This is a genomic window from Tenacibaculum sp. E3R01, from assembly GCF_003318185.1.
Taxonomy (GTDB): Bacteria; Bacteroidota; Bacteroidia; order Flavobacteriales; family Flavobacteriaceae; genus Polaribacter; species Polaribacter halocynthiae.
The window spans coordinates 1-24,986 of sequence record NZ_QOCC01000019.1 but is presented as its reverse complement, the minus strand read 5'-3'; the positions used below and the strand labels follow the sequence as shown (position 1 = coordinate 24,986).

25 protein-coding genes and 1 riboswitch are annotated in these 24,986 nt (G+C 30.1%); of the genes, 13 read left to right on the top strand and 12 right to left on the bottom strand.

Features of this window, described 5'->3' with window-relative positions; genetic code table 11:
- Nucleotides 1-11: 11 nt before the first annotated feature.
- The 3 genes from DS884_RS05250 to DS884_RS05240 are packed head-to-tail and all read right to left on the bottom strand — an operon-like array spanning nt 12 to nt 2,792.
- A complete protein-coding gene (locus DS884_RS05250; RefSeq protein WP_113786038.1) occupies nt 12-1,094 on the bottom strand; it encodes a helix-turn-helix domain-containing protein in 1,083 nt (360 codons plus the stop codon).
- Nucleotides 1,095-1,109: 15 nt separating this feature from the next.
- Nucleotides 1,110-1,451, bottom strand: coding sequence for an SdpI family protein (locus DS884_RS05245; protein ID WP_113786037.1), 342 nt, complete (start codon nt 1,449-1,451; stop codon nt 1,110-1,112).
- A gap of 3 nt (nt 1,452-1,454) precedes the next feature.
- Complete coding sequence (locus DS884_RS05240; protein WP_093869889.1) at nt 1,455-2,792, bottom strand: serine hydrolase domain-containing protein; 1,338 nt, start codon at nt 2,790-2,792, stop codon at nt 1,455-1,457.
- Nucleotides 2,793-2,882: 90 nt separating this feature from the next.
- Between DS884_RS05240 and DS884_RS05235 the strand changes: the two genes are divergently transcribed.
- Nucleotides 2,883-4,094 (top strand): aminotransferase class V-fold PLP-dependent enzyme, encoded by a 1,212-nt coding sequence (locus DS884_RS05235; protein WP_113786036.1) that lies wholly within the window; start codon nt 2,883-2,885, stop codon nt 4,092-4,094.
- A gap of 100 nt (nt 4,095-4,194) precedes the next feature.
- Here the strand turns inward: DS884_RS05235 and DS884_RS05230 are convergent, their stop codons facing one another.
- Nucleotides 4,195-4,896, bottom strand: coding sequence for a Bax inhibitor-1 family protein (locus DS884_RS05230; protein WP_093869891.1), 702 nt, complete (start codon nt 4,894-4,896; stop codon nt 4,195-4,197).
- Between the two features lie 405 nt (nt 4,897-5,301).
- On the opposite strand from DS884_RS05230, the gene DS884_RS05225 reads away from it, so the two are divergent.
- From DS884_RS05225 to DS884_RS05215, 3 genes are all read left to right on the top strand, one after another.
- On the top strand, nt 5,302-6,357 hold the full coding sequence (locus tag DS884_RS05225; protein WP_113786035.1) for a zinc metalloprotease: 1,056 nt from the start codon (nt 5,302-5,304) through the stop codon (nt 6,355-6,357).
- A 157-nt stretch (nt 6,358-6,514) separates the two neighbouring features.
- Nucleotides 6,515-7,486, top strand: coding sequence for a zinc metalloprotease (locus DS884_RS05220; RefSeq protein WP_093869893.1), 972 nt, complete (start codon nt 6,515-6,517; stop codon nt 7,484-7,486).
- Nucleotides 7,487-7,560: 74 nt separating this feature from the next.
- A complete protein-coding gene (locus DS884_RS05215) occupies nt 7,561-7,983 on the top strand; it encodes a hypothetical protein (RefSeq protein ID WP_147239375.1) in 423 nt (140 codons plus the stop codon).
- Between the two features lie 34 nt (nt 7,984-8,017).
- Here DS884_RS05215 and DS884_RS05210 read toward each other — a convergent pair whose 3' ends face one another.
- Entirely contained in the window at nt 8,018-10,369 is a 2,352-nt protein-coding gene (locus DS884_RS05210) for a TonB-dependent receptor (RefSeq protein WP_113786033.1), read from the bottom strand.
- A 146-nt stretch (nt 10,370-10,515) separates the two neighbouring features.
- A riboswitch (TPP riboswitch) is annotated at nt 10,516-10,617 on the bottom strand.
- Between the two features lie 100 nt (nt 10,618-10,717).
- Here DS884_RS05210 and DS884_RS05205 point away from each other — a divergent pair.
- From DS884_RS05205 to DS884_RS05195, 3 genes are read left to right on the top strand one after another with little or no spacing between them, the layout of a single operon-like run.
- Nucleotides 10,718-11,206: an acetyl-CoA carboxylase biotin carboxyl carrier protein subunit gene (locus tag DS884_RS05205; RefSeq protein WP_093869896.1), complete on the top strand. Its 489-nt coding sequence runs from the start codon at nt 10,718-10,720 to the stop codon at nt 11,204-11,206.
- Nucleotide 11,207: 1 nt separating this feature from the next.
- On the top strand, nt 11,208-12,656 hold the full coding sequence (gene accC / locus DS884_RS05200; protein ID WP_113786032.1) for an acetyl-CoA carboxylase biotin carboxylase subunit: 1,449 nt from the start codon (nt 11,208-11,210) through the stop codon (nt 12,654-12,656).
- On the top strand, nt 12,646-14,187 hold the full coding sequence (locus tag DS884_RS05195; RefSeq protein ID WP_113786031.1) for an acyl-CoA carboxylase subunit beta: 1,542 nt from the start codon (nt 12,646-12,648) through the stop codon (nt 14,185-14,187). Before accC ends, DS884_RS05195 begins: the two co-directional genes overlap by 11 nt.
- Before the next feature lie 44 nt (nt 14,188-14,231).
- On the opposite strand, the gene arfB is transcribed toward DS884_RS05195, so the two are convergent.
- The 5 genes from arfB to DS884_RS05170 form a co-directional block, all read right to left on the bottom strand.
- The gene (gene arfB / locus DS884_RS05190) at nt 14,232-14,633 is read right to left on the bottom strand and encodes an alternative ribosome rescue aminoacyl-tRNA hydrolase ArfB (RefSeq protein WP_113786030.1); all 402 of its coding nucleotides are present in this window, start codon (nt 14,631-14,633) and stop codon (nt 14,232-14,234) included.
- On the bottom strand, nt 14,633-15,289 hold the full coding sequence (locus DS884_RS05185; RefSeq protein ID WP_093869900.1) for an AAA family ATPase: 657 nt from the start codon (nt 15,287-15,289) through the stop codon (nt 14,633-14,635). The genes arfB and DS884_RS05185 overlap by 1 nt, the downstream gene beginning before the upstream one ends.
- The gene (gene pnuC / locus DS884_RS05180) at nt 15,250-15,882 is read right to left on the bottom strand and encodes a nicotinamide riboside transporter PnuC (RefSeq protein ID WP_113786029.1); all 633 of its coding nucleotides are present in this window, start codon (nt 15,880-15,882) and stop codon (nt 15,250-15,252) included. The genes DS884_RS05185 and pnuC overlap by 40 nt, the downstream gene beginning before the upstream one ends.
- A complete protein-coding gene (locus tag DS884_RS05175; RefSeq protein WP_113786028.1) occupies nt 15,866-16,126 on the bottom strand; it encodes a hypothetical protein in 261 nt (86 codons plus the stop codon). The genes pnuC and DS884_RS05175 overlap by 17 nt, the downstream gene beginning before the upstream one ends.
- An 83-nt stretch (nt 16,127-16,209) precedes the next feature.
- Complete coding sequence (locus DS884_RS05170) at nt 16,210-16,839, bottom strand: 4'-phosphopantetheinyl transferase family protein (RefSeq protein WP_113786027.1); 630 nt, start codon at nt 16,837-16,839, stop codon at nt 16,210-16,212.
- Nucleotides 16,840-16,900: 61 nt separating this feature from the next.
- On the opposite strand from DS884_RS05170, the gene ahcY reads away from it, so the two are divergent.
- Nucleotides 16,901-18,217: an adenosylhomocysteinase gene (gene ahcY / locus DS884_RS05165; RefSeq protein WP_093869905.1), complete on the top strand. Its 1,317-nt coding sequence runs from the start codon at nt 16,901-16,903 to the stop codon at nt 18,215-18,217.
- Nucleotides 18,218-18,418: 201 nt separating this feature from the next.
- Here the strand turns inward: ahcY and DS884_RS05160 are convergent, their stop codons facing one another.
- Nucleotides 18,419-19,429: a TlpA family protein disulfide reductase gene (locus tag DS884_RS05160; RefSeq protein WP_113786026.1), complete on the bottom strand. Its 1,011-nt coding sequence runs from the start codon at nt 19,427-19,429 to the stop codon at nt 18,419-18,421.
- 83 nt (nt 19,430-19,512) lie between these two features.
- The gene (locus DS884_RS05155; protein WP_113786025.1) at nt 19,513-21,048 is read right to left on the bottom strand and encodes a YifB family Mg chelatase-like AAA ATPase; all 1,536 of its coding nucleotides are present in this window, start codon (nt 21,046-21,048) and stop codon (nt 19,513-19,515) included.
- Nucleotides 21,049-21,375: 327 nt separating this feature from the next.
- Here DS884_RS05155 and DS884_RS05150 point away from each other — a divergent pair, with 327 nt between their 5' ends.
- The 5 genes from DS884_RS05150 to DS884_RS05135 form a co-directional block, all read left to right on the top strand.
- Nucleotides 21,376-22,062: a response regulator transcription factor gene (locus tag DS884_RS05150; protein ID WP_093869910.1), complete on the top strand. Its 687-nt coding sequence runs from the start codon at nt 21,376-21,378 to the stop codon at nt 22,060-22,062.
- Between the two features lie 117 nt (nt 22,063-22,179).
- Nucleotides 22,180-23,769: a vitamin K epoxide reductase family protein gene (locus DS884_RS05145; RefSeq protein WP_158530818.1), complete on the top strand. Its 1,590-nt coding sequence runs from the start codon at nt 22,180-22,182 to the stop codon at nt 23,767-23,769.
- A gap of 116 nt (nt 23,770-23,885) precedes the next feature.
- Nucleotides 23,886-24,050, top strand: coding sequence for a hypothetical protein (locus DS884_RS18395; protein ID WP_158530817.1), 165 nt, complete (start codon nt 23,886-23,888; stop codon nt 24,048-24,050).
- Nucleotides 24,051-24,334: 284 nt separating this feature from the next.
- Entirely contained in the window at nt 24,335-24,559 is a 225-nt protein-coding gene (locus tag DS884_RS05140) for a hypothetical protein (RefSeq protein WP_143032767.1), read from the top strand.
- A gap of 91 nt (nt 24,560-24,650) precedes the next feature.
- The coding region (locus tag DS884_RS05135; RefSeq protein ID WP_233487114.1) for a cysteine peptidase family C39 domain-containing protein at nt 24,651-24,986 on the top strand (336 nt) is incomplete at its 3' end.

The following is a 24,986-nucleotide window of genomic DNA, read 5'->3' as shown; positions in this document are numbered from 1 at the left end:
TTTCTAAAAAATTAGGACAAGTTTTCTTTTCTGAATTGAATAGGGGTTTTACTAGTTTCTTTTTTAAAATTAGTATAAAACGCAGATTTAGAATTAAAACCAGCTTCTAAAGCTATTGCTACTATTGTATATTCTTTATAGTCTAAGTGTTTTAATAATTTTTCAGCTTCTTTAACCCGTAATTTATTAATATAAGAGGTAAAATTGATAGTAGAGTTTTTATTAAAAACATGAGAAAGATAACTTTCGTTTAAATTAGTTTCTTTTGCAAGTTCAGGTAACCCAAAATTAGGATTTAAGTATAATTTTTGATTTTCAATTATACCTTTTATCCAAGAAGTTTTTTCTTTGTCTTCTTTTGGCTGCTCAATAATTTTATTTGTTGTAGCTTCTCTCAACGCAGTTCTTTGATTAAAAATGCCATTATAATAAATACCGTTATACCCTAACCAATATACCAATAAAGAGATGCTTAACCATAAGATGTACCTGATTTCAGAATTAAGTTTACCTATAGTTAACGACCAAAAAACACAAATAAATATACCAAAAAGTAATAAGTGTACTAGCCATTTAGTTTCTTTTTTTACTTCATTAATAATATATTTCTTATGTTTAGTAGTATATTGATTTATTAGAATGTAAGTTTTATAAATTATGAGAACTGTAAAAACAACTGATAAATATTCCTCTATATGATAAAAGAGAGTATAAGAAGTGTTAGTTTTATAGAAAACAATGTAAATTAATATACATAAATTAATAAATAAGCTTACATAAAAAGGAATAAAAAAAGGAATATATTGTTTTGGTGTGTTATTTAAGTATTTTGAAACGAAAGTGTAGTATGTCGGAAGAATTAGTAAATACCATGGGATATATAAAATATCATAATAAGGGATCTGACTAGATAAATTAGTGTCTATAAACCAATAATATAAATTACTTAATGAAAGATATAATACTACTTGAGCCAGTAGTGAATTTAATATAGATTTATGTTTTTTATTAAATAAAATAATAAAAGCAAAAATAACTCCATGTATAACTCCCCCTATTATTAAGCTATTAAAAAAATTAAAATTAGTATCCATAGCAATTAAAAATTATCACTTTTTATTCCCTTCTTCATCAAAATTTTTAGTAATTTCTTGTTCTGTTTTTATTACAGAAACTGCTAACGATAATAACATAATAGCCATAGGTTGCCAGCTTATTTTAGCATTAATAGAAACAAGTAACAAAGAAGCTATTAAAGAAATAGTGGCATATATTAAAAATTGTTTGGTAAAAAAGGTATTAGCAAAATTCCAAACAGCTTCATTTTTCATTGTTTTATTAGTACGGTACCCATAAAAAGAATTTATCTTTTTAGGAGGAAAAAAATAAAAGACAATACTAAATATAAATAGTAATCCATTAATTGATAATACGTAGTAGTAAGGATTCATGTATTAGTTTTTTATAGATGAAATTATATTTTTCAAAAATACATTAATATCTGCGTTTTTAGTCAATCCCATTCTAACAATTACTAATTCTTGATCAGGTAAAATAAATACATTTTGTCCTTTATATCCGTTAAAAGAATACATGTTTGTAGGAGCATCAGGATATCTTTTAGCTGTGTTTAACCATATTTGAGCACCGTAACCACCTTCTTTTTTTATATTAGAGGTAGGTGTTGGTGTGGTTGCATAGGTAACCCAATCCTTATCAAATAAATTTTTACCATTCCAATGCCCATTATGTAAATACAATAATCCAAATTTAGCCCAATCTCTTGGGGTAGCCCAAGCATAAGAAGAACCAATATAATTCCCTCTCATGTCAGCTTCTAAAATCATAGAATTCATTCCTATTTTATCAATTAAAGCACTATACCAAAAATCTAAATATTCTTGATGTGAAGAAAATTGACTACGTAAAATACCAGATAGTAAATTTGTGGTTCCAGAGGAGTAATTCCAAGTTTCATTTGGTTTACCAACTAATGGTTTGTTTATTTGGGTTTTAGTAACATCTTTTTCTAAAAATAACATTTTTGTTACATCAGAAATTGTATTGTAATCTTCCAACCATTCTAATCCTGAATTCATTTGAAGCAGGTTATGTATGGTTATGTTTTTACGATCATCATTTTGCCATTCTTTTATAGGAGCTTTATCCATGACATTAATTCCACCTTTACATTGTAAAATTCCAAACAAGGTTGAGGTTATACTTTTTGTCATAGACCAACCCAATAACTTTGAATCTTTAGTAAAACCTTTATCGTATTTTTCTGAAATAATTTTATCCTTGTAAAGAACAACTACAGCTCTAGTTTTATTGGTTTCGTTAAATATAGAGCTAACAGTATTATGTAGCTTATTGTAGTCAATATTTGCAAAAACCGAATCTTTTTGAGGTGCGTTTCCATAAGGGTATGGAGTTAAGTTATCTGAAGTTTCTCTATTAGGTGTTAAATACGGTGCAGAGGTGTCAAAATCGTCAGTAATTAAAACAGCTCCTAACCCTTTTCTGTATATAGCTTTTCTTTTTAATAAGCCAAAAGCAGAACCTGTTGCTGATTTTTCTTCTAAATTAATTTTATCTGAAGTTAAATTAATTGGAGAAAAATTATTGTCTGTACTATCAGTAAAAGCTAAATTTCGGCCTGCAACAAAAACTGAAGAAGCGGTGTTTTTTGCTGAATACCCTGCTAATATGTTTAACTTAGAGTAATTATAAAAAACTACAGCTATTACTATAACTAAAATAATAAGAAGTATTCTTTTTAGGAGTTTCATTATCAATGTTTTTAGCAAATGTAATAATTTAATTGATTGTTCTCATTTTTAAAAACCAAGTATTACCTTTGTTTTAAATTAGATGATAATATGTTTAGTATAGAAAAAATTCGAGCAGATTTTCCTATTCTTAATCGTGAGGTTCATGGAAAGCCATTAGTATATTTTGACAATGGTGCTACTTCACAAACTCCACAAATAGTTATAGATGCAATTGTTGATTATTATTCTAATTACAATGCAAATATTCATAGAGGAGTTCATACTTTAAGTCAAGAAGCTACTGATAAGTATGAAGAGGCACGTCTTAAAATTCAAAAGCACTTTAATGCTAAACATTCTTATGAGATAATTTTAACAGCTGGAACAACACATAGTGTAAATATTGTTGCATCTGGATTTGCTTCATTACTAAAAGAAGGAGATGAAATAATTGTTTCATCTTTAGAGCATCACTCTAATATTGTTCCGTGGCAAATGCTATGTGAAAAAACAGGAGCAGTTTTAAAAGTAATCCCTATGGCTGAAGATGGTTCATTAGAAATGGAAGCTTATCATGAGCTATTAAATTCTAAAACAAAATTGGTGTTTTGTAATCATGTTTCTAATGCTTTGGGTACCATTAATCCAATTAAAGAAATGATTCATGCCGCTCATAAATTTGGTGCTTATGTTTTGATTGATGGTGCACAAGCTTGTCCTCATATTAGGCCAGATGTTCAAGAGTTGGATGTTGATTTTTATGTAGCTTCTGCTCATAAAATGTGTGGACCTACTGGTGTTGGACTTTTGTATGGAAAAGAAGAGCTATTGAATAAATTACCACCTTATCAAGGAGGAGGAGAGATGATTGAAACAGTAACTTTTGAAAAAACTACGTATGCAGGTTTACCTCATAAATTTGAAGCAGGGACTCCAAATATTTGTGGAGGTATTGCTTTTGGAGTTGCTATAGATTATATGAATTCAATAGGTTTTGATACCATTGCTAAACAAGAAAACGAATTGTTAGCTTATGGAACTCAAGAGTTAGAAAAAATAGATGGATTAAAAATATATGGAACTACCAATAAAGCATCTGTTATTTCATTTAATATAGAAGGTATTCACCCGTATGATATTGGATCTATTTTGGATAAATTAGGAGTGGCAGTTAGAACTGGGCATCATTGTGCTCAACCTATAATGAATTTTTATTGTATTCCTGGAACAATAAGAGCTTCTTTCTCTTTTTACAATACAAAAGAAGAAATTGATATTTTGGTGAATGCTGTTAAAAAAGCAAAAATGATGTTGTCTTAACTAATTGATTTAGATAAGATTTGTTTGAAATCAAAAAATGATATAAATAAAAAAGCAATGTAAATTACATTGCTTTTTTATTTTTTGTTATAAGTTTTTATTAATCTCTTGACATGAAAATTTGCAATACATACCAAAATAAAAGCATCAAAGAAGCAAATAATCCCATTGCAGCAGGAATATAATCTTCATTAGAAAATTTATGAACTAAGTTTGATGTTTGATATAATATTGAACCACCAGCTAATACACACATTCCTACAGAGAACCATAATCCAAGGTTAAATCCAAATAACATACCAGCTATCATTAAACCAATAGCAATAAAAAAGCCAATAGATAATCCTGCACTAATAAAAGAAAAATCCTTTTTTGTAATAAAAACAATAGAAGAAATACCAGCAAACAACCCTAATGTTACTATAGCCGCTTGTTTTAATAAGTCAAAATTGTTAGTATAAGAAATTGCAATATAAATAAGCGGAATAAATATAAAAGCTTGAGCAAAAGTATAACCTGCATATGCTAAATATTGTAAATTTTTATCTGTAGTTTTTAAAGCAGTACTTTCAGCATAGTTTGTAATAAGCATAAAACCACCTAATAAAAGTAACCATTTATACCCTTGAGTCATAGATAACGTAAACTCTACAATGGTAGCGTTTTGTAGTAATAAGTATTCGAATAAAACAAAAAGTAATACACCACCAGCTACATGCGCATAGGTCTTTTTGTAAAAAGCGATTCTTTCTGCTCCTGATAATTGAGATACTAATACTTTGTTGTTGAATGAATTTTCCATAAATATTTAATTTTCTGTAAAGATATTTATAAATAACTAATACTAAAAAGTTAGTTTATTATTTGTTGTTTTTAATGTTTAAAATGCAACAGAATTGCATTAATTTGTTTAATTTTTTAATTATTTAAGTGATTATTTGACGTTTTTTCAATCTTTTTTGATTTTAACGTTTGGTTTTATGAATTTGTTAAAAGGAGCTCAGTAGTGATATTTAAAAGGATTCTTATACATTTTTGTTGTTAAAAAAAAGTGTTTTTATTATTAAAAAAAGATTACATCTTGCAAATCGTTAAGAAAACCCTTCTAATTTTATCTTTTCGGTAATAAGTTAACATTTCTTTAACCTTTTAGGTTTTATAGATGGTTTTTTGACAAACAGTATATAATTAATTTTAATTTATTAACATGAGAAAAATTTTTTTAACAATGGCAGTAGCAACTGCTGTTCTAATGGGGTGTCAAGATGAGTCAAAGAATGACGAAGTTTTAGGTCAAGAAGTGCCGGTTGACATGAGTGATTTCTATGTTCAAACTGATGAAGTTCAACATAGAGGGGGAAATGATCAATGTCATTCAATGAAAGTTCTAAACAGACAGCTTAAAGAAAACCCAAAGCTTTACAAAAAAATGTACGATGTTGAGTACGCTACAAGAAAGTTAATCGCTGGTAAGAAAGGTGGTAACGGTGGTGGAAATGGAAACGGCGGCGATGGTACCGGTGGCGGTGGCGGTGGAACTACACCTGACAACTTAGGTGTTATCAATATTCCTGTTTATGTACATGTTGTGTATAGTAACTCAAACGAAAATATTAGTAATACTCAAATAGCTTCTCAAATGAGTGTGCTTAATGATGATTTTAGAAAAACTAATTCTGATGCTAGTAATACTCCTTCAGAATTTGCAGGGGTTGCTGCTGATTCAGAATTTACTTTCTCATTAGCAGGTACGTTTAGATATTCTAATTCTAGAACTTCTTGGGGAACTAATGATGCTGTAAAGTCAGCTTATCCTCCTGTAACACCAGAAACTCACTTAAATATTTGGGTATGTAATATTGGTGGTGGAATTTTAGGTTATGCACAATTTCCTGGAGGAAACTCTTCTACTGATGGTGTTGTTTGTGCACCACAATATTTTGGTACAACAGGTTATGTTTCTTCTCCATTTGATGGTGGTAGAACTATGACACATGAAGTAGGTCATTATTTAAACTTACGTCATATATGGGGTGATGGTAGATGTCGTCAAGATGATTTCGTTGCTGATACTCCTTCTTCTGATGCTCCTAACTATGGATGTCCATCATATCCAACTGTAAACTGTCGTTCAAATGATATGACAATGAACTATATGGATTATACGGATGATGCATGTATGAGTTTGTTTACAGAAGGTCAAAAATCAAGAATGAGAGCTATCTTTCAATCTGGTGGAGCTAGAGCTTCAATGATCAACTAAAAATATATAAGCGCTATGAAAATAGCGCTTTTTTTATATCCCTTCTTTAATAATACTTATTAAGTTTCCCTCTTGTCTTAATTATTAAGTAATCATTAAAGTATTAGTGTTTTTTAAACTCTTAACTAATATTAATTAAAATTTAAAATTTTAAAAGATGAAAAAACTTATTTTATCTCTAGCAGTAGTTGCTAGTGTTTTAATTGGATGTGAAACCAATGAGCAAAACCCTATTGAAAGCGAATTTACTGAGACAACTTCATTGCAAAAAGCAGAAAAGCAATGTTTTACAATGGATGTTTTAGGTAAAAACATGAATAATGATCCATCTTTAAAAGGTAAAATGGAAGCTGTTGAAAGTTTTACTAATGAATATGTTTCTAAAGTAAAAAAAGGTGAGTTTTCTCAAAGATTAGTAAATGGAAAAATTCAAATACCAGTGGTGTTTCACGTAATCTATAAGCGTTCTAGTGAAAACGTGTCATTGGCAGTATTGCAAGATCAAATAACAGCAATGAATGAAGATTTTAACCTTCAAAATCCAAACAGAGGATCTTTACCAGCTGAATTTGCAGGTGTTGAAGCGAATGTTGAAGTTGATTTTGTAATTGAAAGTGTAATTAGAGTTCAAAATAAAAAGAAAAGACGTTGGAGACCAGATGATTCTATGAAATTTGCTTCTTCAGGAGGTAGTGATGTAGTTAATCCACAAGAATTTTTAAATATTTGGATAGTTAATTATATGCCATATCAAACAGGTCAAATTTTAGGATATGCACAATTTCCAGGAGGTAGCTGGTCTACTGATGGAGTTGTTTTAGCTGCTCCTTTTGTTGGAAGAAACCAAAGAACAGCAACTCATGAGGTTGGACACTGGTTAAACTTACGTCATATTTGGGGCGATGGAGGATGTGGTGCTAGTGATTTTGTTGCTGATACACCAGATGCAGATGGTCCAAGTAGAGGTTGTCCTTCTTATCCTACAAATGAGTGTGGTAGTAATAATATGACAATGAATTTCATGGACTATTCTGATGATAATTGTATGTACATGTTTACGCAAGGTCAAAAAACAAGAATGGATGCAGTTTTTGCTCCAGGAGGATTTAGAGCTACTATGGCTGACTAATAAAAATATTTATTTTATTAAAAAGGTGTCTTTTTAGGCACCTTTTTTTATATTTATCACAAAATAAAAGGAACATGAAGTATTTATTAAAAATAACATCAATCATATTTTTTATGGCGATGAATAGTTTTGCACAAGAAAAAGTAAATGATTTTACTGAAATTACTTACGAAGCAAGAACAAGAGGAAGTGAGCATGTTATTAAAGTAACTCAAAATAGTGTATACTTTAAAAACAATCAAGAAACAAAAGAAGTTCCTTTATCTAAAGTAAATAGAGATAAGCTTGTTCAGATGTTAAGTGATTTATCACTTAAGAATATAAACTCATTAAAGGCACCTAGTAATAAAAGAGCTACAGATCGTGTTTTGCATGCTAACTTAGCTGTAAAAACTGGAGAAGCATCATACAAATCTTCAACATTTGATGAAGGGTATCCGCCTAATGAATTAAAAAAAATAGTAAAACTGCTTTTTAGTTTGAATAAAGCAGAATAAAAAAAACCGAGCAATTTGCTCGGTTTTTTTATGATTAAAATTTTAACGTGGCTCCAAGTAAAAAGTTTGTGCCAGCTTGTGGAAAATAATATGGAGTTGTTCCCCACATGTATCCATTAGAGCTATATTCTGTATCGAAAATGTTATTAATCAATCCTGATATAACAATATTTTTGAATATAGAAGTTGTATTTATAGTATAATTAATATTCAAGTCATTCACAAAATAACCATCTAACTTTGAATCTTTAAATTCATTGTTACTCATAAATTGAGAACTTACGTATTTAGATAAAAAAGCTATGTTTAAATTTTGTATAGGTTGTACATTAATAGCATTACCAGCAATAAATTCAGGAGAATATGAAATACTAGTATTCCCTAAGTTATTTAAAATAGTTCCTGTAGTTTCTTTGAAATCAACATTTCTGTTTTTACTAATTGTAAAATTAGGGGTAACGTTTAGATAATCAGTTATTTTTATAGAAGCATCAACTTCTAATCCTAAACGATAGCTTTCACCAATATTAGCCCTAATAAAAGATCCTACGTTGTCAATTTCACCAGTTAACGCTAATTGGTCAGTATACGCCATATAGTAAACGTTTGTATTAACCTTAATGTTACCTGAGTTAAAACGCCATCCTAATTCATAATCATCTAACTTTTCAGGTTTTGGATTTCCATTTTCGTAATCTGTTCTGTTAGGTTCTCTTTGTGCACGTGCAAATGAAAAATATAAGCTGTTATTATCATTGAATTTAAAATTGAATCCTGCTTTAGGATTGAAAAAATTAAATGTATCGTTTACTAAGTTAGGCTGTACTCCGTTAGCTTTATAGTTTACGTTTCTATTTTGAAGATCAACAAATAAAGATAATTGATCGCTCATTTTATAGGTAGCTTTTACAAAAAGGTTAAAATCTTCTTTATTTCCATAGTTATCATAGTAGCGATTTCTTATTTCACTTGATGATGCATAGCGAGCCCAAATAACTTCACCAAAATGATCTCCTTTATATTGATTCCATGCACCTCCAAAAAGAATATCTAAATAATCATTTTTGTAATTTAAATTATAGGTAATTCCGTAGAAGTCATTTCTTAACCATTTTCTTCTTACTAAATCAGTAGAGTTAATAGTTTGACCTCCAATAGTAATAGGTGATAAATTATAACTTGAAAAATTTGCATCCTGTTTGTATTGTTCGTAAAATCCTCTTCCAAAAGTATAATGCAACGCAATATTTGATGATAAGTTATCATTATACTTTTGGTTCCAGTGCAATTGAGCATGATCTTGTTTATAATTATCAACCTCATTGTCATAATATCCTATTACATTCCAGTTAGTATCATATAAAGCACCGGCAGAATTAAAAGTTTTGTTAGTTTTTAAAGTAGCTGCATCAACACCATTCCATGATTGATATGTAATTTCATGACCTCCAAAAACAAGTCCTTTAATTAACGTATTATCATCAACATAACTTCCTTGTAAGAAATAAGATTTTAAATTTGAAGAAGCTCTATCAATAAATCCATCAGATCTAACTCTAGAAATACGTCCTGTAAACTTAACATGGTCATTTAATTTTCCAGTACCAGCTTTTGCAGTGTATTTTTGTGTGTTAAATGAACCAAATGAAGTAGCTATTTCACCATAAGCTTCATCAGAGTCACTATCAGTTAGTACGTTTAAGCTAGCACCAAATGCACCAGCACCGTTCGTTGATGTACCTACTCCTCTTTGTAATTGAATACTTTGTGTAGATGATGAAAAGTCAGGCATGTTAACCCAAAAAGTTCCTTGGCTTTCGCTATCATTATAAGGAATACCATTAATAGTAACATTTACACGTGTTGCATCTGAACCACGCACACGAATACCTGTGTAACCAATTCCAGCACCAGCATCTGAAGTAGTTACTACAGAAGGTAAGTAATTCATTAAGATAGGAATATCTTGTCCTAAATTACGTTTAGCAATCTCTTTTTTTGATAAATTAGAGTGAGTAACAGGAGCGTCTGCTTTTACACGTACTGCTGATACTAAAACTTCATCTAAAAGATCAGTGTCTGAGTTTAATTGAAAAATAAAATTTTCGTTACTTGTTAACGTAACGTTCTGTATTAATGTTTTAAAACCAACATAAGACACTTCAATAGAGTGAGTACCTTTTGCTAATTTTAATTTAAAACCACCTTCAAAATCAGTAATTGTTCCTTTTTTGATAGATTTTACAACAACAGTTGCTCCTTCTAAGCCCTTTTGTTTACTATCAACTACTTTACCTGATAAAATAAAAGATTGTGCATTTGCAGTTAAGGTTGCAAATAATACCATTAAAAAAGCTACTCTCTTCACTTGTTTAATAAAAGACATCGGTCTCATTTTTTTGTTAAAATAAAATGGAATAAAAAGAGGTAATTATTCTATGGTTTGTTATTGAATAATTAGCTGCCATTTTATAACATTGATGAAGTGTAATTTTCTTCACCAATAATTAGTATCGTAATTTTTTAATTACTTGTATATGACATTCATTTTCCTAAACAGCATTACCTGTTCTAGGTTCAATGGGTATGATCTCAGCCTAATTTTAATTTTTAAGGCACCCCTTTATGAGAACGGCACAAATGTATGACGGATTTTTGAATTAGAAATGATTAAAAAGAATTATTAGGTCAAGATTTAATTTGATACTTTAGTAGTCGTAATCTATTTTTATTTATGAATAAACCATTTAAAATAAACGTTAATGAATTATATGATTTTAACTTTAATGAGAATGAAATAAACTCATTAGATATTGTTGAAAAATCAAATAAAAGTTATCACGTTATAGAGAATAATCAAACTTTTGAAGCAGCGCTTCTTAAGAGTGATTTTAATAAGAAAAAGTACTCAATTCAAATTAATGGAAATGTGTACGAAATAAAAGTTTCTGATGAGTTAGATATATTAATTAATGAGTTAGGAATGGAAGCCTCTTTAGAAAAGAAAGAGAATGATGTTAAGGCTCCAATGCCAGGACTTATTGTTTCTATTGATGTAGTTGTAGGCCAGGAAGTAAAAGAAAATGAAGGTATTTTGGTACTTGAAGCTATGAAAATGGAAAATACATTATTAGCTCCACGAGACGGGATTATTAAATCGATAGACATTAAAGTTGGAGATAAAGTAGAAAAAAATACAGTTTTAATTGAAATGGAAGCGTAAAATGAGGAAGATATTAGTTGCAAATAGAGGTGAAATTGCGTTAAGAGTAATGCGTTCAGCTAAAAAAATGGGAATTAAAACTGTAGCTGTTTTTTCAGAAGCAGATAGAAAATCACCACATGTTAAGTTTGCTGATGAAGCAGTTTGTATAGGGCCAGCACCCTCTAATGAATCGTATTTGTTAGGAGATAAAATTATTGCAGTTGCTAAAGAATTAGGTGTAGATGGAATTCATCCTGGATATGGTTTTTTAAGCGAAAATGCCGCATTTGGCGAGGCTGTAGCAGCAAGTGGAATTACTTTTATTGGTCCAAAATCAAAAGCTATAAAAGTAATGGGTAGTAAGTTAGCAGCTAAGGAAGCTGTAAAAGCATATAACATTCCTATGGTACCAGGAATAGATGAAGCCGTTACCGATGTGTCTTATGCTGAAAAAGTAGCAAATGAAATAGGGTATCCAATTCTTATTAAAGCGTCTGCTGGAGGAGGAGGAAAAGGGATGCGTGTTGTTGAAAAACAAGCAGATATTAAAGAGCAAATGGAACGTGCAATATCTGAGGCAGTATCTTCTTTTGGTGATGGTTCAGTTTTTATTGAGAAATATGTGGGCTCTCCACGCCATATTGAAATACAAGTACTCGCAGATAGTCATGGGAATGTAGTACACTTATTTGAACGTGAATGTTCAGTTCAAAGACGTCATCAAAAAGTAGTTGAAGAAGCACCTTCTAGTGTATTAACACCAGAAATTCGTCAAAAAATGGGAGAGGCTGCAATAAAGGTAGCGAAGGCATGTGATTATTTAGGAGCTGGTACCGTTGAATTTTTGTTAGATGAAAATAAGAATTTCTATTTTTTAGAAATGAATACTCGTTTGCAAGTAGAGCATCCAGTAACAGAAATGATAACTGGAGTAGATTTGGTAGAAGAGCAAATAAAAATAGCTAGAGGAGAAGCACTGTCGTTTACTCAAGAAGATTTAAAAATTAAAGGCCATGCATTGGAATTACGTATTTATGCAGAAGATCCATTAGAAGGTTTTAGCCCAAGTATTGGGGTTTTGGAAAAGTACCAAGCACCAGTTGGAAAAAACATTCGTGTAGATGATGGTTTTGAAGAGGGGATGGAAATTCCTATTTATTATGACCCTATGATTTCAAAATTGATTACTTATGGTGAAACCCGTGAAGAAGCCATTGAGTTAATGAAAGAAGCCATTGTTAACTATAAAATAAAAGGAATAAAAACTACATTACCTTTTGGTAAGTTTGTTTGTGAACATGATGCTTTTATTTCAGGTAATTTTGACACACATTTTGTGAAAAAGTTTTATACACCTGAAAGTTTAGAAGAAAACTTCAAGATTGAGGCTAAAATTGCAGCTAAAATAGCATTACAACAGTATTTAAAAGAACAACAAATTTTAAAAGTACCAACTCGTGAAATCTAAAATAGAACAATTACAAGAAAAAATAGCAGAAGCAAAGTTAGGAGGAGGTCAAAAAAGAATCGACCGTCAGCATCAAAAAGGAAAGCTTACTGCACGAGAACGAATACATTATTTATTAGATGAAGGTTCTTTTGAAGAAGTAGGTATTTTAGTAACACACCGAACTAAAGATTTTGGAATGGAAGATCAAAAGTTTTATGGAGATGGTGTAGTTACTGGATATGGTACAGTAAATGGACGTTTAATATATGTTTTTGCACAAGATTTTACTGTTTTTGGAGGGTCATTATCTGAAACTCATGCTGAAAAAATATGTAAAATAATGGATTTAGCTGTGAAAATAGGAGCTCCTTTAATCGGGTTAAATGATTCAGGAGGCGCACGTATTCAAGAAGGAGTTCGCTCATTAGGAGGATATGCAGATATTTTTTACAGAAACGTACAAGCTTCAGGAGTAATTCCTCAAATTTCAGCTATTATGGGACCCTGTGCAGGAGGAGCAGTTTACTCACCAGCGATGACTGATTTTACTGTTATGGTAGAGAATTCTAGTTATATGTTTGTTACAGGACCTAATGTTGTTAAAACTGTAACGAACGAAGAAGTAACATCTGAAGAATTGGGTGGAGCAAGTGCTCATTCAACAAAATCAGGAGTAACTCATTTAACAGCTGTTAATGATGTACAATGTTTAGAAGATGTCAAAACATTGTTGAGTTATATGCCACAAAACAATCAAGAAACGACTCAGAAAATTCCTTTTACGCTAGGAGATGAGTTTAGAGAAGAATTAGCGAGTATAGTTCCTGAGAATGCAAATAAACCGTATGATATGAAAGAGGTTATTAATGGAATTGCAGATGCTGACTCTTTTTTTGAAATACATAAAGATTATGCTGAAAATATTGTAGTTGGTTTTGCTCGTTTAGGTGGTAGAAGTATCGGAATTGTTGCAAATCAACCAATGAGTTTAGCTGGATGTTTAGATGTTAATAGTTCTAAAAAAGCAGCTCGATTTACGCGTTTTTGTGATTGTTTTAATATTCCTTTATTAGTGTTGGTTGATGTACCTGGGTTTTTACCAGGAACAGATCAAGAGTGGAACGCAATTATTACAAACGGAGCAAAATTATTATATGCTTTAAGTGAAGCTACTGTTCCAAGAATTAGTGTGATTACTCGTAAGGCTTATGGAGGAGCTTATGATGTAATGAACTCTAAACACATTGGGGCTGATATGAATTTTGCTTGGCCTGCTGCTGAAATTGCTGTAATGGGAGCTAAAGGAGCAAGTGAGATTATCTTTAAAAAGGAAATTTCAGAAGCTGAAGATAAAGAAGCTAAATTATTAGAGAAGGAAGCCGAATATGCTGAGTTATTCGCAAATCCTTATACAGCTGCTGAACGTGGATTTGTAGATGAAGTTATATTACCTGAAGAAACAAGAAGAAAGTTAATAAAAGCTTTTGCAATGTTAGAAGGTAAAAAAGTGGAAAGACCCAAAAGAAAACACGGGAATATTCCTTTGTAATAAATAGTAATTGCATGAGTTTATTTTAATAAACTCATGCAATATTATATTTTAGGTTTTTTACGTAATGCTTTTTTTAAAGAATTTTTCTTTTTAGTTTCTACCCTTTTTTTTATAGAGTTTTTAGTAGGTTTTGTAGGTCTTCTACTTTTAGGACGAATTAAATTGAGCTTAATTAATTCAATAAATCTTTTAATAGCTAATTCTTTATTTCGGTGTTGTGAACGAGTATCATCACAAAATAAAATAAGGAAATGATTTTTAGTTAATCGATGTGCTAAGTTTTTAGAAAGTAATTCTTTTTCTCTAGGAGAAAGTACTATAGAATTTTTTACATCAAAAGATAGTTCAATTTTTGATGAAACTTTATTTACATGTTGTCCACCAGCACCAGAACTTCTTGTAGCTTTGAAGGTAAGCTCTCTTATTAACTCAGTAATATTCACTATTGTAAAGAGAAATTATTAGAATCAATATTTTGATGCATAAAATGCATATCTAAATCAGTTAAACTATCAGAAAAAGAATATAAATTTTCTTTTTTAGAAAGTAAATTATCAATAATAGTTATTGCTTTTTTTAAACGAGTTTCTTTGTCTCCTTTTAATAAAACATAAGGTCTGTTGTATTTCTTTAATGTATTTTCAAAAGCTTTAAACATCTCTTCTCGTTCTTCGGGTTTATCACGTAAATCATCGGCTTCCCAAGGAGTATCTATATATGTTAGGAAGTAAATGTCATAGGTGTTAGATAGGGCAGCGCTGTCTAAAACAGGATCAACGAATCCTCCATAATATTCTTCAGAATATACTTTAGTTTCTAATAAATCAGTATCGCAAATTAATACTTTGTCTGCTTTTTTAGCTAATTCATTTTCTAATTTTATTTGACCTTCAGCTATAGGAAGTATGTCTTCTTGTTCACAAGTTTTACGTTCGTTATTCCATTTGTCTTGCAAATATTCACGTGCAAATTCAGGTGTCCATACTGTATTGTAATGACGTGCTAATTGCCCAGAAAGTGTTGTTTTACCGGTGCTTTCTGGTCCAAATAATACAACCTTTACAAGGTTGATTTGTTGTTGTCTATATTTTTTTTCCATGCTATATAACCTAAAATTGCAATGAATATAAAAAAGAAATATTGTATACTAGTAAATGTAAAGCCTTTATACCAATATAAAGGAACAGATATAAGGTCTCCTATAATCCAATAAATCCAGTTCTCAATTTTTCTTCTTGCCATAAGCCACATACCTACAAAGAATACTGCTGTTGTAACCGTATCAACATATGCGGTCCAATTATTCCATTTGTCGAAATAAGTATACACAGCATACACAAAAATTAAGGTAGTGAAGAAAATAAGGATACTTATTTTCTTTTCTTTGGAGGTTGTTCTTGATATTGGAGTAACATGAGATGCATCTACTTTACGTGTCCATATATACCAACCATATACACTCATAGCAAAATAGTAACCATTTATCATCATATCACCAAGTAATCCCCATTTTAGTAATAAGTATACAAAAATGGAAGTACTAATCATTCCTGTTGGAAATACCCAAATGTTATTCTTCTTAGAACACCAAACAGATAAGAAACCAAAAAAAACAGCTATAATTTCAAGAGAAATGTCAAGTGTAGAAGAGTTAGCGTATTGGCTAAAAAGAAAATCAAAAATTTGGTTCATAGTTACTACGGTCAGATTTTACAATTTTCATTAATAAGATTCCATTGTCTATGAGTTCAAATGAATTTTTTAATTCGGAAGTAATTAACTGCATTACTTTATCATAATCTCCATAAACTTGAGTACTCAATGGATTTTCAAGTATAGTTAAACCAGATGCTCTTAGTTTTTTAATAAAGTTTATTATTGGTTCTTCAAATTCATTTTGAAGTGGGGTTAAAGTCAATTCAACAGATATTTTCATATACTACGTGTTACAATAAGTTGTAAAGTTACAAACTTAACTACTTGAAAAATTCTTAAAAGTATTTTTTATAAAAAGAGGTACTAATACGCATAAACACAGGTGAAATCATCTATTTCTAAAAAATGAATATCGTAATGTGAGGTTATACCTTCGTATAATATCTTACCAGTGGTTTGTTTATTACTGTTAAAAGGGAAGTCTTCAATGTAAATGTTTTCCAAGAACAATAATTTTTTCTTCCCGTATATTTTATATAAACTTTCTTTGGCACCCCATACAATGGTAAGTTTACTTACTAAAGCATCGTGATTGGCAATTGATTTGTATTCTTCAATTGGAGTAAACTTATGAGCAATTTTTACAATTTTATCTCTTCTTTTCTCAATATCAATACCAACAGGTTTTTCATCAGAAATAATAATACCAGAAAAAGTAAAAGAATGGGTAATTGAAATATGTTTTCCGTCTTTTAAATGCGGTTTTCCAAATTCATCATAAATTAAATCATTATCTGTATATCCTACCTCTTTTAATAAGTGACGAATACTTAAAAAACCTCTTTGATGCAGTTCAGATTTCATTCCATTTAGTCTGTCAGCGCTTTTTTCGGTTAATTGAATTTCTTTTAACAAATCATTAAATGATTCTTCAATCTTCCAAATCAAGGCTTTAGTGCTATTACTAATTGTTACTATTTTGTAAAGTGGCATAATTTAAAAAGTTATTTTGTAACTTTGCAGTTCGAAAATTTGATAATAAATATACAAAAATATGAGCACAAATACCGCTGCATACGTACCATACAAAGTTAAAGATATTTCTTTAGCAGATTGGGGAAGAAAAGAAATAGAATTGGCAGAAGCTGAAATGCCAGGTTTAATGAGTTTGCGTGAAGAGTATAAAGACGAGCAACCTTTAAAAGGGGCAAGAATTGCTGGTTGTTTACATATGACAATTCAAACTGCGGTTTTAATTGAAACATTACAAGCTTTAGGTGCTGAGGTAACTTGGAGTTCGTGTAATATTTTTTCTACTCAAGATCAAGCTGCTGCTGCTATAGCTGCTGCTGGAACTCCAGTATATGCTTGGAAAGATATGACAGAAGAAGAGTTTGATTGGTGTATTGAGCAAACTTTATTTTTTGGAGAAGATAAAAAGCCATTAAACTTAATTTTAGATGATGGAGGTGATTTAACTAATATGGTATTAGATAAGTATCCTGAGTTAGCTGCTGGAATTAATGGTTTATCAGAAGAAACTACTACTGGTGTTCACCGTTTATATGATAGAGTTAAAGCTGGAACATTACCTATGCCAGCGATTAACGTAAATGATTCAGTTACTAAATCAAAGTTTGATAACAAATACGGATGTAAAGAGTCTGCAGTTGATGCAATTCGTAGAGCAACTGATATTATGTTAGCTGGTAAACGTGTAGTTGTTTGTGGGTATGGTGATGTAGGTAAAGGTACTGCTGCTTCATTTAAAGGAGCTGGAAGTATTGTTACTGTTACTGAAATTGATCCAATTTGTGCGTTACAAGCTGCAATGGACGGTTTTGAAGTAAAAAAATTAGAAACTGTTATTGGTAATGCTGATATTGTAATTACTACAACAGGTAACAAAGACATCGTTCAATCTCGTCATTTTGAAGCATTAAAAGACAAAGCCATCGTATGTAATATTGGACATTTTGACAATGAAATTGATATGGCTTGGTTAAATGAAAACCATGGACATACTAAAGATACTATTAAGCCGCAAGTTGATAAGTATAATGTAAACGGAAATGACATTATTATTTTAGCTGAAGGTCGTTTAGTAAACTTAGGATGTGCAACTGGACACCCTAGTTTTGTAATGTCTAACTCATTTACTAACCAAACATTAGCTCAAATTGAATTATGGACTAATCGTGATGCTTATGAAAATGAAGTATATATGTTACCTAAGCATTTAGATGAGAAAGTAGCAAAATTACATTTAGCTAAAATTGGTGTAGAGTTAACTGAATTACGTGAAGATCAAGCTTCTTATATTGGTGTTACTGTTGAAGGTCCTTTTAAACCAGAACATTATAGATACTAATTAATAATTTATTTTATTAAATTAAAGCCTCTCATTTTGAGAGGTTTTTTTATGGAGTTAATCTTTTTTATAACTAAAATTTTTGTTGATTTAACACAAGATTTTTAAGGCTATTATATTTGCTTGAAAATATTTAGATTAACTAAAAAACTCGCCTATTGGCGAGTTTTTTGCATATTTTGTGTTTATTAGTTGTGTCTATTACATTTTTAAAGACTCAAATAACTTAACTAATTCAGGACTAGAAGGTCTTGGAGCATTTGCATTTACAATATTTCCTTCTGGATCAACTAAAATAAATCTTGGAATTCCAGAAATAGCATAGTCTTTTACAAATTTAGAATTCCAGTTATTATCAGCAAATAATTGAACTCCACCTAATTCTTTATCATTAACCATTTTTACCCAAGTAGCATGGTCTTTTTGTTGATCGATAGAAACACTTACAAATTCAATGTTTTTATCATGAAATTTCTTTTCTACGGTCTTTAAATAAGGGATTTCTTGTTTACAAGGATTACACCAAGTTGCCCAAACATCTATATAAACGTATTTTCCTTTTAAATCATCTAAAGAAGTTTTTCCTCCTTTATGGTTTTCATACTCTGTAAATTTTGGAGAAACTAATCCTTTAGCTAAGGTTTCAGCCATGTATTTTTCTTGAGCATATCTACTGTCTAAATACGGTTTAAGACCTGAAATGTTTTTTGTTTGATTCGCTGTAAAAGCAGAATCTAATGGTTTTGCTACAAGTCTTGAATTAAAACCATCTATATATGATTTTATTTTAGCGTCAAATTCAGCTTTAGGTAATTTGAAAAGAGATTCATCCTTGAAAAACTCTTCTTGAGCTAAAGCAGTTTTTGCTATGAAATTACTCTCGCCAGCACCTTTACCAGTATAAGAAATAGTTTCATCAAATTGTTTAGCGTCTAATGTTAATTTTATATCATCACCATTTCTTAAAAATGTTGTAGCAAATTCTTTACCGTCAAAAACAGAATAAACTCCATTAACTACTTTCATAGTGTCTTTAAAAGCACCGTTTTCGTCAACTTTTATTACTCTTTTAAAGCCTGCTCGATTTGCAACAACAATAGAGTCAGAATTTTTATTTGTTATTTTTCCTGAAAAAGTAACATAATCTTTCGCTTCTTGTTTACAAGAAACTATAGCAATAGAGGCAATTGCTAGGTAAATTAATTTTTTCATTTTAGTTTAATTTAAAATTAATAGTTTATAGTAGACGACTAAGGTAATAAATATTGATGAAAAGTAAATGTATATAAGTATAATTACCCTAACCAACCTTCTCTATCTAAGCTTCTATATTGAATAGCTTCAGCAATATGGTTTGAGTCTATACTATTAGCAGCATCTAAATCAGCAATAGTACGAGATACTTTTAAAATTCTATCATAAGCACGAGCAGAAAGGTTTAGTTTTTCCATAGCAGTTTTAAGAAGTTGTTTGCTTTCTTCAGATAGTTTACAAAATTCTCGAATTTGTTTTACATTCATTTGAGCATTGTAATGAATGTTTTCAAAATCGTTAAACCTCGTAGATTGTTTTTCACGAGCTTTAGTAACTCGTTCTCTTATACTTTTACTATTCTCTCCTTTTCTTTCATCTGATAGTTTGTCAAAAGGAACTGGGGTAACTTCAATATGAATATCAATTCTATCTAATAAAGGACCAGAAACCTTGCTTAAATAGCGTTGCATTTCTGCTGGAGATGAAGTAATTGGAGCATTTGGATCGTTAAAATACCCTGAAGGACTAGGGTTCATGCTTGCAACTAACATAAAACTACTAGGGTAGGTAACTGTAAATTTTGCTCTTGAAATTGTCACTTCTCTGTCTTCCAAAGGTTGCCGCATAACTTCTAAAACGTCTCTTTTAAATTCTGGAAGTTCATCTAAGAACAACACACCATTATGAGAAAGTGAAATTTCTCCTGGCCTAGGATATTGACCACCACCAACTAAGGCAACATTTGAAATAGTATGATGAGGACTTCTAAAAGGTCGGTTATAAAGTAACCCTTCATTTTTGGTTTTACCAACAACAGAATGAATTTTCGTAGTTTCTAATGCTTCATGTAAAGTCATTGGAGGTAAAATGGATGGTAATCTCTTTGCTAACATTGTTTTTCCTGATCCAGGAGGACCAATTAAAATGATGTTATGTCCACCAGCTGCAGCAATTTCCATACAACGTTTTATACTTTCTTGACCTTTAACATCAGAAAAATCAAATTCAGGAAAATCAATATGTTTATAGAATTCAGCTCTTGTATCAACAATAGTTGGTTCAATTTTTTTGTTATTATCAAAATGATTGATAACCTCTAAAATATTGCCAACTCCTAAGACTTCTAAATTATCTACAATTGCAGCTTCTTTTGCATTTTTTTTTGGAAGAATTAAATATTTAAAGCCTTCTTCTCTTGCTTTTATCGCAATTGGTAATGCACCTTTTATAGGTTGTAAGCTTCCATCTAATGAAAGTTCACCCATTATAACGTATTGGTCAATTTTTTTAGATTGTATTTGATTAGATGAAGCAAGAATTCCTATAGCAAGAGTTAAATCGTACGATGCTCCTTCTTTACGTATATCAGCAGGAGCCATGTTTATAATAATTTTTTTACCTGGAAGTTTGTAACCGTTGTTATTTAAAGCTGCTGAAATTCGATAAGAACTTTCTCTAACAGCGTTATCAGGTAAGCCTACTAAATGATATCCTATACCTTTGTCAATATTTACTTCAACCGTGATTGTAGTTGCTTCAATGCCAAATACGGCAGATCCATAGATTTTTACTAGCATTTTTTTTCTTTTTTGTTAAAGATATATTTTTTTAAACAAGTTTTAACTTCTTATTAGGTTAAAAAAGAGGTGATTGATATAATTTTTTTAAATTTAAAAAGTTAAATAATATGTAATAGCCTTATTGCTTTTTGAATTAATCAGTAATATCTCTAACTTTACAAACCTTCTTTCTTTTTTTGATAACTTATTTAAAAAGATATTAAGGTTCGGTTATATCTTATTTTTAAGTTTCATTTCAAGAAACTATAACTTCCTATAAGTAGAGATTACTCTCTATTATCTAGGTTTACAATTGCTATTGTACTTATTTTAAATTTTTATTTTATGAGAAAAGAAAAATTGACTATTCTAATAGTTAATGATTACCCATTAATGTGTGAGGCATATAAAAGGGCATTCATTAATGTGAGTAATTATAATGATAATCAATATGATTTTGATTTTATTACGATCCACAACTGCGATGATGCATGTGAAATCATAAAAACATTTTATGATAGGGAGGAAAAAATTGATTTAGTCTTTCTAGATTTAAAGTTATTTCCGTCTAATAATAAAAAGATAATATCAGGAGAAGATTTAGGAATCTTAATAAGAGATATGTTTCCCAGTTGTAAAGTGATTTTATCTACTACTAATGATAATAAATATAGAATTCATAGTGTTTTTAGGAGTATAAATCCTGAAGGTTTTTTAATAAAGAGTGATATTACATTTAAAGAGTTGGTGAAAGCTATTAATGAAGTAGTAAGTGATCCTCCTTTTTATAGTAAAACAGTTTTAAAATTATTAAGAAAGAAAGTTTCAACTGACTTTTTGTTAGACGATGTTGATAGAAAAATATTGTATGAGTTATCTATCGGAGCAAAAGTAAAAGATATGCTTGGATATATTCCTTTATCAATAGCAGCTATCGAAAAAAGAAAGAGACATTTAAAAAAGATATTCAATGTGAAAGAAAAAGGACATAGAGAATTGATATTAAAAGCCAAAGAAAATGGCTTTATTTAATCTGAATAATTGAAAGTAATGTTTATCCTTACTTTTTTTATCAAAAAAAAATCAAGTTTATATTTTTTTAAAGATAAATTTGATAATAATCTTAAAAATAGCTTAAAAACTACCGTTTTGAAGAATTCATTAAGTTCCTTAGTAGAGCAATTACTTAGAAAAAATAAAATCTCTTTTGATAAAGAAGAGTTAAGATTTCAAATACAGAGTCATCCATCGTATCCTAGTTTACATGCCATAACAGGAGTGTTAGACCATTTTAATATAGAAAATGTAGCAGCAGATGTTCCTGTTAACTCAGAAACACTAGAGCAATTACCTTCTTGTTATATCGTACAAGTAAATGATAGTTCTGGGCAGAACTTAAGTGTAGTTGAAAAAAAGAAAAGTGATTATATTTTATATACCACAGAAGGTAAAAAAGAAAAGATATCAGAAGAAGAGTTTTTAAAGAAGTTTACAGGGATTATAGTAGCTGTTGAGAAAACAGATACGATACAAACTAGTAAAAAAACTAGTAAGATTCCTCAATATGTAGGTTTTGGAATCATAAGTATGTTAGCAGTTTTCTTAGTGTTAAAAACAACTGGTTCAGTTTTTAGTATTTCTCATTTATTGCTATCTATAGTAGGAATTGTGGTTAGTGTAGCTATCGTAAAACAAGAATTAGGCTTGCAAACTTCTATTGGCGATGCTTTTTGTTCTGGAGCAGATGATAAAAAAGATTGTGATGCAGTTCTTACTTCAAAAGGCGCAGAAATAATAAAAGGATATAAACTAAGCGACTTCAGTATTTTATACTTTTCAACATTAACCCTTTTAACCTTTTTAGAAATAGCCACACCAACTGTTTCTTATACAATAAGTTTAGTTGCTGTTCCAATAACATTATATTCAATTTATTATCAATATGCAGTAGTAAAAAAGTGGTGTTTATTGTGTTTGAGTATTGTTGGTTTATTATGGGTACAAGCATTAATTCCTGTACTAACAAATACTTATATTTCTAGCTTTGTGCCTAGTGATTATGTTGTTTTAGCAATTATAGGAACAAGTACATGGTTGGGATGGAGTTATATAAAACCTCTTATCTCTGAAGTAACAGAATTACGAAAAGAAAAAATAGAGGGAGTTAAATTTAAAAGAAACTACACTTTGTTTGAAGGCATGCTAAATAAATCCCCTCAAATAGATACAACATTTGATAAAAACCAAGAGATTGTTTTTGGAAATCCAACCTCAAATTTAGAAATAGTTGTTGTAACCAATCCTTTTTGTGGTCATTGTAAACCAGTTCATAAACAAGTAGATGAGATTTTACATAAATATAATGATTCGGTTAAAATAAGAATACGTTTTAATATAAACACTGAAGATAAAAGTGGTAATGCAGTAAAAGTAACTAGTCGATTATTAGAGCTCTATAATAACAATAAACAAAAAGAATGTTTAGAAGCTATGAGTGAGATTTACGAAGATGGTAATGTTGATTTATGGTTAAAGAAATGGGGAGCGACTAATAATAGTGACTACTTTTTATCTGAATTAGAAAGAGAAAAAGAATGGTGTAAAAACAATGCTATTAATTTCACTCCAGAAATTTTAATAAATGGAAGATCATTTCCAAAAGAATACAATAGATCAGACTTAATTTTCTTCATCGAAGAACTAGAAGAAAATAGTCAAATTACAATAAGTAAAGTATAAAAAGACAAAGCCCTAAAAAGGGCTTTGAATTTGAAACATATTCTCTCGCGAAGAATAGACACACTCGGTGAGTGTCTTAAAATGTTCGCCGCAAAAGTAATCTTATTATTTTAATTATGAAAAAATCAATTTTAAATTTAGGAAAAGTACTAGATAAGACGGCTCAAGAAAAAATTAAAGGAGGTATAGGTATCTGTAGTTTTATCCCTTTATGTCCTAATATTTCTGATAGATATTGTATTGTAATACGCAATCAACAATGTATTGTTATTGGTGGGTAATAAAATAAGATAATTAAGTCTTGTTATTATACAGGTGTTTTTTATGAGGATGAAATTAGAAAAATTTCTAATAATTACTTATGATAAGAGAATAATATAGATATGAAGTATCGAATTTTTTTAGGAAAAAGTTAAATACTATTGAACAAAAGGAAGTGATAGGAGGTTTTCCTGCTATGTGTGATCCAGGTTCTGAAGATGAGTGTAAAAGCTTGGCTTTGATTATTGTAACTCTTTAGGAGTTTGTGTTAAACTATTTTAATAAAACATTAAAACAATTATTTATGAAAAAATCAATTTTAAATTTAGGGAAAAAGTTAAATATTACTGAACAAAAAGAAGTTAATGGAGGAGGAAAAGGCTTAAGACTTTGTAGTTACCATTGTAATGGAACATCATGGGTTTTAGATGGTGGGCAAGGTTCTTATTGTACCTTAAACTTTCCATCTATAATTTATAACCATCCTAATTGTGGAGGCTCTGGTGGAGGAGGAGATGTTTGGGCTTAAACATTTTCGTTATTATTAAAAAATAGAAACCACTTTAAAAAATCAATGACTGGGGTGGTATAATGCATCCCAGTTTTTATTAACATTCCACTTGAAGAAATTTCCAAATTATAAGCAAACCGAGGCAAAAGATTGTGGCCCAACGTGTATAAAAATAATTGCAAAGCATTATGGTAAAACAATCAACACACAACAACTAAGAAAACTAAGTGAAACAACCCGAGAGGGAAGTAGTTTATTAGGTTTGAGTGAGGCAGTTGAATCTATGGGGTTTAAATCTTTAGGAATTAAACTTGCTTTTAGCAAACTTCGAGAAGCTCCATTACCTTGTATTATTCATTGGAATAAAAACCACTATGTGGTTCTTTATAAAATAAAGAAAGATACTGTATACGTATCGGATCCTGCTCATGGACTTATTACTTTT